Consider the following 12,330-nt stretch of genomic DNA (forward strand, 5'->3'; position numbering starts at 1 on the left):
AACATCCACACCCACGCAAATCGACGTAAAAACCTAGGCCTTAAAACGCTGCAATTCCAAGCCTCCCTCGGCGTGTCGCAAACAGCGTTCCAAGCGCTAACAAGGCCATTTTAGGTCCGCCGTCAGTGGATCGATGCATTGGAATAGTTGAACACACGGCGTGTCGTGACATAGCCCACCCCGTATATCGCCGACCGCACGCCCGAGGCCGGTCTCACCCGGCATGCACCCGGCGCGCGACCAGCATGCGACCAGCATGCACAACGCGCACGACCGTCACTGCCCGGGGCGCGGCGATTCAGACAAGCGCCGCGATATCAGCCACGGACGCCCCATGGGCGAGCGCTGCATCCCGCGAGTCCCCGCACAAGGCGACGGAATGCGCCGTCCTCTGGTTCACGCGAGCCGCATGCAGGGCCTGTTCAAGGTCTTCGAGAAGATCAACCGAATCCTCGATGCCTACGGCCAGACGGATCAGGCCATCGGTGATGCCAAGCTTCAGCCGCTCCTCGCGCGGCAGTTCGAAATGGGTCATGCGACACGGCAACTCAGCCAAGGACTCCACCGCGCCCAGCGACACCGCCAAGCGGAACACACGAAGGGAATTCAGCACAGTTGCGGCATCCACCCCCGGCAGCACCTCAAACGACAGAACACCGCCGAATCCCCTCAGCTCACGGGCCGCGAGCGCATTGCCGGGATCGGACGACAGACCCGGGTAGTGCACCACGGAAACCAACGGATGACGCTGCAGATACTTCGCAATCTTCAGCGCGTTCTCCTGCTGGCGGTCCATGCGCAGGGCCAGGGTCTGGATGCCACGGCGGACCGAATCGCATTCGGCCGGCGGCAGCACACCACCCAGACGATTCTGCGAGAAATAGACGCGACGCGCCACGTCATCGTCGGCCACAACCACCAGACCTGCCACCACATCGGAATGTCCGGCGAGATATTTGGTCGCGGAATGAATCACCACATCGGCGCCCAAATCCAGAGGCCGCTGAAGATACGGCGTCACAAAGGTGTTGTCCACAATGGCGATCGCGCCGACCTGATGGGCCAAGCCCGCGAGGACCTTGACGTCATTGACCTTGAGCAGCGGATTGGTCAGTGTTTCGAAGTAGACGGCTTTTGCAGGCGCGATGCCGTTCGCGCGATCCCCCGCCAATGCCTGCTTGACGGCATTGAGATCCTGCGTGTCGACGGGCGTGAACCGGACGCCCCAACGGGAGAAGTGGTCATTGATCTGCGAATAGGTTCCTCCGTAGATGTTGTCACCCACCACGATGCGATCGCCAGGAGAGAAGATCGCGAGCACCGCATGAATGGCGGCAAGACCGGAGGCGAAGGCAAAGCCACGCGTGCCGTGCTCGAGACGGGCGATCTGCCGCTCCAGAAAATCACGGGTGGGATTGCCGGAACGGGCGTAATCCCAACGAGGCATGGCGTCAACCGATTCGAAGGCATAGGTCGAAGAATTGTAGATGGGCGGGTTCACGGCTCCGGTGTTGTTGTCGCCGACCGGCAATCCATGGACGAGCTGGGTGTTGAATCTTGTCATTGCGCACCTCCTCGGTTGGACGTAATAGCGGTATTGCTTTGCGTGGGATGCGCCTTGCGGCCGCATCCGCTGGCAACAGTAACCGCTTTGCGCCATATGCGCGGCGGTGTGGCTATATGCGTTGGTTATGGACAGCTATGAGACCGGCGTCACCTCGGCATCCCGGCACCATCACGGCGCATCGAACGCACCGCGCACCGGCAGACGGGAATCCGCGCACGACACGCCGCCCCGCGTCTGCCACGGCCCCTAGGCTGGAGGCCATGGCACAACTTGAAGTCACGCGCGCGATTACGCAAATTCGTTCCACTGGCGGCGCATCACCTCGACCGGTGTTTGTGCTGCTTCACGGATGGGGCTCCAACGAATACGATTTGCCCGATCTCCTGCGCTACTGCACGCCGGATGCGGATTACGCCAGCCTGAGGGCGCCACTTGAATACGGCATGGGATACACCTGGTTCGGCACATGGACCCATGAGGGGGTTCCGGAGGGCAAATCGCTGGACGACCAGGCACGCGAAGCCGCGGAGGCGGTGGACCGTTGGGTCGCCTCCAATATTCCGGCCGACCGGACGGTTGTCACGATGGGGTTTTCACAGGGAGGTCTGCTGGCCGGGCATATGCTCCGCGTAAACCCGCAACGGTATACGGCAGCCATCTGCCTTTCAGGATGGCTGGCCCCCGGACCGGTGTCGCCCGGCGACGAAATCCTGCTGAACGACAAACCGCCGGTGTTCTACGGCCACGGCGCCATCGACGACATCTTCCCTCCCGCCGAGGTGAAGGCCATGGGCGAGTTCTGGCGGCGGCACGGCACGATAACCGAACGGGTGTACCCGGGCATGGCCCATTCCATCAATATGGACGAGATGCGCGACGTGGCGGCGTTCCTGCAACGCATCGAAGCCGCGGCACCGCAGTTCTGGTGAGGGGGCATGGTGGACATCCGGCACGCTTTGCCACAGGACGCCCCGGCGATCATCGATGTCGAGCGGACCTGCTTCCCCGCATCGGAAGCCGCGAGCGCACAATCCGTCAACAACCGCATAGCCACGCATCCCAATCAGTATTGGCTGCTCTTCGATCGTAATCGTCTGGCGGGATTCGTCTCGGGCATGAGCAGCAACGAAACGGATCTGCGCGACGACATGTACACCGACGCCTCGCTGTATGCCGACGACGGCGAATGGCTGATGATTCTGGGCGTGGACGTCATGCCGGCATACCGCCACCGCGGCTGCGCCTCGCGCATCCTCAAACGCGTCATCGGCGACGCTCACCGGCAGGGGCGCAGGGGCCTGGTGCTGACCTGCAAGGAGCCCCTGATTGGTTTTTACGAGCGCTTTGGATTCAGGAATGAGGGAGTGTCTCAGTCCACGCACGGCAATGTGACATGGCACCAGATGAGACTCACGTTCCCAAGCCGCCAATAGGTCCCGGACAGGGCCAATCAACGATGTGGGGCTTCCTCCCGGTCGGGAGGAAGCCCCACATCACGAACGGCCGTCAAAGCTGGCCGACCGTCATCATCACTTGGCGGCAGGCTTCGCCAGACGCTGCGCAATGGCGGTATAGGCGGCGGCAAGTGCGTCGGCGCCGGTCTTGCCGAACTCCTCCTTATACGCCGAATTGGCATTCACCTTCTTCTCAATGCGCTCAAGCGCATTCCACAGGTTGGGCAGCTGGGAATTCGGAGCGGATTCACCAAGCTGTGCGTAGAAGCCGACGTGCTCGACGTCGTTCTTCAACTTGACATCATCGGTTTTGACTGCGGCAAACGCATCGACAACAGCGCCGAAGGTTTCCTTGATGCTATCTGTAGTGCTCATACTTCTAGGTGTAGTCCAGTATGGCGATCAATGAAAACCATGTTGCCCGTTTTTGCCATCATATTATGAAAAATGCGTCACGCGACGACCTCGGTCTACGCCGACAACAGCGACAGCAAATCGTCCTTCGTCAACGACGCGACGTTGAGATCGGGCCGTTCGGCGCCGGTGCGCGAGGCCTCCCCCACAATCTGACGGGCAATGCCGCTTTTCGCCTCCTGCAGCTTGAGCATGCGCTCCTCGATCGTGTCCTTCGCCACAATCTGATAGACATTGACGTCCTTGGTCTGGCCGATGCGATGCGCACGGTCGGTGGCCTGGTCCTGCGCGGCGGCGTTCCACCACGGATCGGCATGGATCACCACGCTCGCCCCAACCAGATTCAACCCGGTGTTACCGGCCTTCAACGAGATGAGGAATACCGGCACATCGTCGGCGTTGAATTGGTCCACCAATTCCACACGACGTTTTTTGGGCGTCCGACCGGTGATGATGTCATAGGCGATGCCACGCGACTCGAGACGTTCGGCGATCAGATCGAGGAATGACGTGAACTGCGAAAAGATCAGCGTCTTCTTGCCCTCATCGATGCAATTGCCCACCAGCTGCTCGATGGCGGCGAGCTTCGCCGACCGATCCTTGGCATTGGCGTATAGCAGCCGGGGATCGCAGCAGATCTGACGCAACTTGGTGAGTTCGGCGAGGATGCGGATGCGATCGGCGTTGAAATCCTTCGCCTGCGTTTTCGTCAGCCTCAGCTTGAGTCGCTGTTCATGCGCGGCATACAGTTTCCGTTGTTCGCCCTCAAGCTGGACGGTGACGACATTTTCCAACTTATCGGGAAGGTCGGTCAGCACCTGCGACTTCAAACGACGCAGAATGAACACCGAAACCAGTCGCCGAAGCCGCTCGGCCTGGACGCGCCCCTCATCGCCATACGCCTCGTTCGATATCGGCAATTCATACCGCTCGTGAAAGCGCTTGAAGGAGCCCAGCAATCCCGGCATCAGAAAGTCGAAGATGCTCCACAACTCGGCCAGCCGGTTTTCGACCGGTGTACCGGTGAGCGCGAAACGATGATCGGCCGTGATCGATTTGACGGCCTTGGCCACCTTCGTGGTGTGGTTCTTGATGGCCTGCGCTTCGTCCAACACCATGGCCAGACAATGCACGCCCTCATAGTCCCGGATGTCCAACCGCAGCAAATCGTACGAGGTGATCAGCACATCGGGCGCACCCGCACCGTCTTTCACCGCCTTGAGCAGATCCCTGCGATCGGCTTTGGAGCCGGCCACCGTGCGCACATCAAGTTCCGGAGCGAATTTGGCGAATTCCGCCACCCAGTTGTACACCAGGGAAGCCGGACAGACGATCAGGGAGGGCAGCGGCGCATCGCCGTGGCGAGCCAGCAACAGCGCGATCAGCTGCACCGACTTGCCCAGACCCATCTCATCGGCCAGAATCCCACCGAATCCCTTGTCCCACAGAGCCTGCAACCATCGGAACCCGTCCGCCTGATACGGCCGCAGCACGCCCGCCAACGAATCCGGCACCACGTAGCGATTCGGATCGACAGCCTTCAGATCATTGACGTAGCGGGCGAACGAAGGCGCCTGATCGGCCGCGGCGATCTCGGAATCCAGCAGAAACGCCTGGAAACCCGGAACCTCGACGCGGCCATTGCCCGCAATGAACGCATCATCGTCAAGCCCCAGATCCCGAGCGGCATCGGCAAGGGCATCCATATCCGCGTCGTGCCGGGCGAGCGGCACGATGGTGCCGTCCTTCAGCCGGTGAAAACGCTGCTTGCGTCGATAACTGGCCAGCAACGCACCCACCTCATCCGGCGGAACCTCATCGGCCAGCACCGACACCTCAACCAGATTGCCGTGCATCGCGGCGCCCAATCGCACCTTCGCGGGCCGTGGGGCAAGAAGACGATCGAAGGCGGGCGTGGTGAACACCTTGCCCACCGCGCGCATCGCCGCCAGTCCCTCATCGAACAGCCGCATCAGCTGACTGGTGTCGTCACGGTCGATTTCCGCCGGCTTACGGGCGGACGGCACGTCGAAATATCTCCGAACGGTCTGCTCGGCGATACGTTCGGTGACGAAATCATGGGAGCCGCCGCGGTCACCCGGAACCAGCGGGATAATGCCCACCTCATGCCTGCCGTACCGCGCTTTGAGCGTACAGCTCACGCCTGTTTCGGTGCGATCCACATAGAATTCGCTTTCGCACGGCTGCGGCATCATATCCTTGACGTTCTGCGGGACGTCGCCATCCAGGCCGGATGCCGACAGCACCGGCAGCAGCGTCCGGGCGAACAGCGGCAGATCCTCGTCGGACAGGAACTGGCCATCCGGATCTCCGCACAGCGAATCCAGAACCGGCTTGAGTTCCGAGGCCGACTTGGGGAACCGGCAGAACCAACGGCCGTCCGTGGGATCCATGGACCACGAATCGGCATCATCCGACGGACCATTCGAGCCATCCCCGTCGGACGGTCCACTCGTCGGGGGACGATCCGAAACGGCAGGAAGACTGACGACGCCCAGACGGGCAAGGTCCTCGACGGGCAGCGACGCAATGCCGTCGGATCCCAGGCGGGAAAGCTTCAGCGCTTCCTCACGGCTGTGCGACGCCGCCGGATCATCGGCACCGGCCATCGGCGAGCGCTCGACCAGCATATAGCTGCGCGCCGCGCCTTCCGCCAACGCATCCACCGTCACATCGCACCGCAGACGATAGCCGCCGGTACCGCCCTCGCGGGCTTTCGACATCGTGATGCGCAGCGGACGAGACCGCCCGATCACCGGAACGCGCGCCGGCCGTCCGTTCCTCCACTCGTCATACAGCAGTCCGATCCGACGACCCTCGCTGAGGCGCAGCAATTGCGTCAGCTCGTCGGAAGAGATGACCATATCGCGTTCCACGACCACCGGCGAAAAATACCGTGCGGCCCGCAACGCCGCCTGCCTGGTGTCGAGTGCGCGCCCGATGAACCGCATGATGCCGCGCGCATGGTCGTCAAGCATATCGGGTGTATGCGTGAAGGCGAGCTTTTGCCCGTACTGGGCAAAAGCCCCGCTGGACATAGCGACGGAGAAGCCTGAAATCGACTTCATGACATATGACGCGCCGTTGGTGAGATTGAGAATGCGGAACGACACGCTCCATGGCTGCGCCGACCGGCTGGAATACGTGACGATCGGCTCCAGCCCCACCTGTCCGGGACCGACCATCGCCAACGGCAGCCTGGCGGCATCCGAGGCGTCACCCCCCGAACCGGATCCGGATCCGCCGAAAACGGTGGTGTGCTCACGGCGATATTCGCCGCTGTCCGCCTGCATGGCAAGTCCCTGCGCGCGCAGCATCCGATCGCGTCGGTCGCCGGCGCGCCGCATCTCAATCTCATCCAACCGCTCCATATAGCTCATCAGGTCGGAGGAGCTGCGAGCCGCGCCGGATCCCTCAAAGCCCGGAAACGCCGTCGGCTCATCGCAAAAATACAGCACCAAGGCGGCCATATGCTTGCACACGTCGTATCGATAGCCCGTGAACGCCGGGCACGTACAGCCTCCCTCGTCGTATTCCTCGCGGCGTATGTCGAACCGCACCCACGTACGGTACACGCTGGACGGGGAGGTGACGCCGCGCATTTTGCCGCGGATCGTCATGAATTCGCCGTCGGACTCCGGCTCGCACGTCAGATCGAACATCATGCGCCCGGCTTGTCGGACGATGTCGCGCGCACGCATCAGCACGGCAGCCGAACAGTGATCCTCAAGGTCCTCGGGCAATGTGGCGAATACACGACCGACGCCATTGGCCCGCATCCGAGCCGCCGCCTTGCCGGACGATGTGCGGCCGGACCATTGGGAGCCGCCAAAGTTTGCAATCATACGGCTCCTCTTCCGGACGCGGCGCCGAGAGCCGCGGAAGACGGTTCGCCGTCACCGGCCGCATCCGCGCCGTTCCGCTCGCCCAACCGGTCGGCGACTGGAATGCGCTGGGGGGCGAACCCCCAATCCAGATGCATGAATTCCGGCACCCTATACCATTTGACCGGATATCCCGCCCCGTGCGCGCAAAATACCGAATCCGGCGTATTCGCGGGATCCGACTCCGGATCGTATCCGATGTCGGCAATCACCTCGGAGGCATTGTGACAGGGGCGGTACCCGCCGAATGTCGCGGAAAAGCGCCCGCGACCATGCGTATAGGAACCGACGTCCATGGCGTAATCGCGCATCTCGGAGACCGGAGCAGCACCCACAAGCGTTGCGAACCCGTCCGCACCTTCCGTCCGCACAGGATCGAATTCGCCGGACATTCGCTGGACATCGGCCATGGCACGCCCGACCATCTCGACCGGTATTTCCAGACGGAAGGCATACCAGGGCTCCAACAGCTGGCATCCATGGGGATCCTGCGCATGCAGCGCCATCAGGCCCTGACGAATCGCCCGATAGGTGGCCTGACGGAAATCACCGCCTTCGGTGTGCTTGTCGTGGGCGCGCGCGGCCACCAGCGTGATTGTCATATCGGTCAGCGGGAAGCCGGTGAGCACGCCAAGATGCTCGCGCTCCATCACATGCGTCATGATCAGACGCTGCCAGTTGCGAGACAGGTCGTCCTCGCCCAGCGCCGATGCCACATGGATGCCGGACCCCGGCTCGGCGGGCTCCAGCTTCAGGTGGCATTCCGCATAATGACGCAACGGCTCAAAATGCCCGACACCTTCGACGGGTTTCGTGATCGTCTCCTTGTACAGCACCGATCCCGGCCCGAATCCCACGGACAGTCCGAAGCGGTCCCGCAACAAACGCTCGATGATCTCGAGCTGCATGACGCCCATCAGCTGCACATGAATCTCCTGCAGCCGCTCCTGCCACACCACATGCAGCAGCGGATCCTCATCCTCAAGCTCATGCAGGGCGGTGAGCACCCTGTGCAGCGTCGGATCGTCGAAGGAGGCGGGACGGCCGTCGGACGTCGCGTCTCCGCGTGGCAGGACACGATATGTGAGCACGGGCTGCAACCGGGGCGCGGCGGCATCCCGCTCCGCGCCCAAACCCTGACCGGGGAACGTGCCCTCCAATCCGGTCGCCGCGCAGACGGCTCCCGCGGGAACCTGCATGACAACCCGGTGCTTCGACCCGTTGTAGATGCGCAGTTGATCGACTTTCTGGGGGCTTTCCCCCGCGCCGCCGACAGTCAGCGGCTCCTTGGCCCGCAGCGTTCCGCCGGTGACTCTCAGCCATGTCAGACGATGGTGCTGCGCGTCATGGGAGATCTTGAACACCCGCGCGCCAAACTCCTCCGGCCATGACGGTTCGCGGGTCCACCGGGCCAGCCCCCTCAGGAATTCGTCGACGCCCTCGAGCTTCAGCGCCGAACCGAAAAACACGGGAAACACCTTGCGATCGGCAATCATGCGGCGAAGACGGTCATCGCCGACGCCCCCATCATTCAGGAACTCCTCCATCGCCGACTCGTCCTGCATCGCAAGGTCCTCAAGCTCATCGCCGACGCTGGTCTCATCGAACGCGAAGCACGCATCGGACAGGCGGCGGCGCAAACCGTCCAGCACCGCATCGCGATCCACGCCGACGGCATCGCATTTATTCACGAACAGAAACGTCGGGACCCGATATCGCTCCAGCAAACGCCACAGGGTCTCGGTATGCCCCTGCACGCCATCGACGCCGGACACCACCACGATGGCGTAATCCAACACACGCAGCACGCGCTCCGTTTCCGCGGCGAAATCCACATGGCCGGGGGTGTCGAGCAGCGTCATCTCAAGATCGTCGTAATGAATCGCGGCCTGATGGGCGAAAATCGTGACGCCGCGGTCCCTTTCCAGCGCGTTGGTATCGAGAAACGCATCGCCATGATCCACACGCCCCAATGTGCGGATTTCACCGGATCGGTACAGCAACGCCTCGGACAACGTGGTTTTCCCCGCATCCACATGCGCCACAATACCCGCCACAATGCGCTTCAACCTGCAGCACCTCCCTATTCGCGGCGAACGCCTTCCAGTATATTGGCAATGATATTGGCAATGGCAACTCCAACAGCCGAAGGGAGGATGCACGAGCACGTGTAATGGCGACCGCGCGGGCGGAACGCAACGGACTCACCGTGCGCGTGGCGATTCCGGGCGGCCGCGCCGAATGCGCTCACGCCCCCTCGAACGCTGACGATCGACGCCAGATATGCGACAGCCCTTGGAATCCTGGATTCCAAGGGCTGCAAAGTCGTACCCCGTGAGAGAGTCGAACTCTCGTTGTCAGAGTGAAAGTCTGATGTCCTAACCGTTAGACGAACGGGGCAAACAACTTGAGCAATAATACGCGAAAGCCATCGAATGCGCAAATCGGCAACACGCCGGAACGGGTCACCCGGCCACCGGCGTCCGCGACGGCTCCACGCGACGGTACGTGAAATCGTGAATCACACGGCCCGCGGCAATCCCCTTCCGCTCAAAGTTCGTCACCACGCGGCCCGCAAACCGCCGCGACTCCACAAAGTCGGCATGCGGCAAGTCGGCGGCAGCGGCGGCATTGCCCTTGCCCACGTGCTCGGTCGGCAGGGAGACCGACACATCGCCGTCGTTGCGCCACCCCTCGAGTCCGTCCATCACCTCATGCACATGAAGCGCATAGTCCTCGATATCGGTGGCGATGCGCCAGACCCCGCCCTCGACAAGGGCCGCGCGGATCAACGAGGCGAATACCGGCTGCACGATGCGGCGCTTATGATGGCGCATCTTGGGCCAGGGGTCCGGGAAGAAGGTCCAGATCTCGCTGGCCACGCCGGCGCCCAGATGCCCGGCGAGCTCCTGTGCATCGACCTGGGCCACACGCAGGTTGTCGAGCCCGTCCCGCCCGGCGAAGAGCAGCGCGTGCGCCACACCGGGATCATATACCTCAAGCGCCAGGTAATTCGTCTCGGGATGCGCCGCCGCGGCGGCGGCGATGTTCTCACCCTGGCCGGAACCGATCTCGATGACGAGGCCATGCCGGTTGCCCCACGCCGAGCGCACGAAATCACGGTCGAGCACGAACCCGTCGGCCACCTCAAGATCACGTTCGCCACGTGGGAGATCCAGCAGGTAGCGCCCGGCATAGCGATCCCACGCGCGCTGCAGCCTGTCGTCGAGTCTCGCGGACCGGCGGACGAACGATTTCACCGGATGCAGCCGACGCATCTCCTCGCCGTCAAGGGGACGCCCCCCGTCCGCTTCGCCCCTTGCATCCAACACGCCGTCCGCAGCCGTCGCCGCATCACGCGCGGCGTCCGGCACGGAGACACCGCCGGACCGGGTTTCCTCACTATGAGCCATGGATTCCACTCCTTGTTCCTTTCCTCAAACATCCCGTACCCGCGAGACAATGATGGCGGGCATCGCGAGCGCGTGATGCAATATGCAAGAACCATTCGCCATGCGTGTGTTCATAGTTGTGCGCGTGTTATACTCAAAATGTAATAAAAGGTAACAAATTGGAGCAAAATCGAACAGGCTGTTTCGCTCGAGTTGCACCAAACTTCCTAACGAAAGGCTAGACATGACAGTTCTCGTCACCGGAGGCTGCGGTTACATCGGCGCCCACGTAGTCCACGCTCTTCACCAAGCCGGCGAGCAGGTTGTCGTCGTGGACGATCTGAGCTACGGCAAGCCCACCCGCATCGAAGGCGCCCGTCTGTACGGCATGGACATCGCATCCCCCGATTCCGGCAAGCGCCTCGCCGAAATCATGAAGGCGGAGCACGTCGACTCCGTCATCCACTTCGCCGCCCGCAAGCAGGTGGGCGAATCCGTCGAAAAGCCGCTGTGGTACTACCAGCAGAACCTCAACGGCATGCTCAACGTGCTGATCGGCATGGCCGAGTCCGACGCCAGGAAGCTCGTCTTCTCCTCCTCCGCCGCAACCTACGGCGTTCCGCCGGTGGACGTGGTGCCCGAGGACGTCGTCCCGATGCTGCCCATCAACCCCTACGGCCAGACCAAGCTGTTCGGCGAGTGGATGGCCCGCGCCTGCGAAGGCACCTACGGCATCCGCTTCTGCGGCCTGCGCTACTTCAACGTCGCCGGCTGCGGCCCCGTCGAACTCGAGGACCCGGCCATCCTCAACCTCATCCCGATGCTGTTCGACCGCCTCAAGAAAGGCAAGGCCCCCGCGATCTTCGGCGACGACTATCCGACCCCGGACGGAACCTGCGTACGCGACTACATCCATGTCTCCGACTTGGCGGACGCCCATATCGCCGCCTTGAAATACCTGGACCGCGACGAGCGCAAGTACGACGTGTTCAACGTCGGAACCGGCGAGGGCACCTCCGTGCGCCAGATCGTCGACGAGGTCAAGAAAGTCACCGGTCTGCCGTTCAAGGAGACCGTCATGGGACGCCGCGCCGGCGATCCGCCGCACCTGATCGGTTCCCCGAAGCGCATCAACGAGGAAATGGGCTGGCACGCCAAGTACACCGTCGAGGACATCGTCAAGTCCGCGTGGGACGCCTGGCAGGCCAACCCGGAGCATCATATCGACACCGCCAACTGGAAGCAGGCCGACTAGGCAGCCATCGGCCGACGCATTCCGCCGGCCGGCATCCCCCTCACGCCGAGGACTGCCGATGCAGTGAGGCTCCGTCCCCATCCACCGCGATGGGGACGGAGCCTCACTGCTCTACCGACGGCGACACGCCGAACGACACGATTCCAGATGCATCCCGCCCCATGCGGCATGCCCGCCAACACCCGGCGAACACGCCGCACCGAATATGCAAAACGTTGATATTCCGCGGCAACACGCCGACGCACATCTCGATTTGCATACTGCTTGGTTTTCGGTAATATATTCATTCGTTGCCTCACGCAAGCGAGAACAACACGGCCCCGTAGCTCAGCTGGTTAGAGCG

7 protein-coding genes, 1 tRNA gene and 1 pseudogene are annotated in these 12,330 nt (G+C 62.5%); 3 read left to right on the forward strand and 6 right to left on the reverse strand.

Annotated features, from left to right (window positions below):
* Positions 1 to 298: 298 nt before the first annotated feature.
* Positions 299 to 1,564, reverse strand: coding sequence for a trans-sulfuration enzyme family protein (locus B2994_RS00525; RefSeq protein WP_291526465.1), 1,266 nt, complete (start codon positions 1,562 to 1,564; stop codon positions 299 to 301).
* A 263-nt stretch (positions 1,565 to 1,827) separates the two neighbouring features.
* On the opposite strand from B2994_RS00525, the gene B2994_RS00530 reads away from it, so the two are divergent.
* Positions 1,828 to 2,496, forward strand: coding sequence for an alpha/beta hydrolase (locus B2994_RS00530; protein WP_291526466.1), 669 nt, complete (start codon positions 1,828 to 1,830; stop codon positions 2,494 to 2,496).
* A gap of 6 nt (positions 2,497 to 2,502) precedes the next feature.
* Positions 2,503 to 3,000 (forward strand): GNAT family N-acetyltransferase, encoded by a 498-nt coding sequence (locus B2994_RS00535; RefSeq protein ID WP_291526467.1) that lies wholly within the window; start codon positions 2,503 to 2,505, stop codon positions 2,998 to 3,000.
* A gap of 96 nt (positions 3,001 to 3,096) precedes the next feature.
* Here the strand turns inward: B2994_RS00535 and B2994_RS00540 are convergent, their stop codons facing one another.
* The 5 genes and pseudogenes from B2994_RS00540 to trmB all read right to left on the reverse strand — a co-directional run bounded on the left by B2994_RS00540 (position 3,097) and on the right by trmB (position 10,753).
* Positions 3,097 to 3,396 (reverse strand): hypothetical protein, encoded by a 300-nt coding sequence (locus tag B2994_RS00540; RefSeq protein WP_291526468.1) that lies wholly within the window; start codon positions 3,394 to 3,396, stop codon positions 3,097 to 3,099.
* Between the two features lie 95 nt (positions 3,397 to 3,491).
* Positions 3,492 to 7,301 (reverse strand): SNF2-related protein, encoded by a 3,810-nt coding sequence (locus tag B2994_RS00545; RefSeq protein ID WP_291526469.1) that lies wholly within the window; start codon positions 7,299 to 7,301, stop codon positions 3,492 to 3,494.
* A gap of 116 nt (positions 7,302 to 7,417) precedes the next feature.
* Positions 7,418 to 9,409 (reverse strand): annotated as a pseudogene (locus B2994_RS00550) (GTP-binding protein); the annotation flags it as partial.
* A 259-nt stretch (positions 9,410 to 9,668) separates the two neighbouring features.
* Positions 9,669 to 9,740: transfer RNA gene (locus tag B2994_RS00555), tRNA-Glu, on the reverse strand.
* Positions 9,741 to 9,805: 65 nt separating this feature from the next.
* Positions 9,806 to 10,753, reverse strand: coding sequence for a tRNA (guanosine(46)-N7)-methyltransferase TrmB (trmB, locus tag B2994_RS00560; protein ID WP_291526470.1), 948 nt, complete (start codon positions 10,751 to 10,753; stop codon positions 9,806 to 9,808).
* Between the two features lie 223 nt (positions 10,754 to 10,976).
* On the opposite strand from trmB, the gene galE reads away from it, so the two are divergent.
* Positions 10,977 to 11,987 carry a UDP-glucose 4-epimerase GalE gene (galE, locus tag B2994_RS00565; protein WP_291526471.1) on the forward strand — a complete coding sequence of 337 codons (1,011 nt, stop codon included), beginning with the start codon at positions 10,977 to 10,979 and terminating at the stop codon, positions 11,985 to 11,987.
* The last annotated feature ends 343 nt before the right edge of the window (positions 11,988 to 12,330 follow it).

It is taken from the genome of Bifidobacterium sp. UBA744 (genome assembly GCA_002298605.1).
Taxonomy (GTDB): Bacteria; Actinomycetota; Actinomycetes; order Actinomycetales; family Bifidobacteriaceae; genus Bifidobacterium.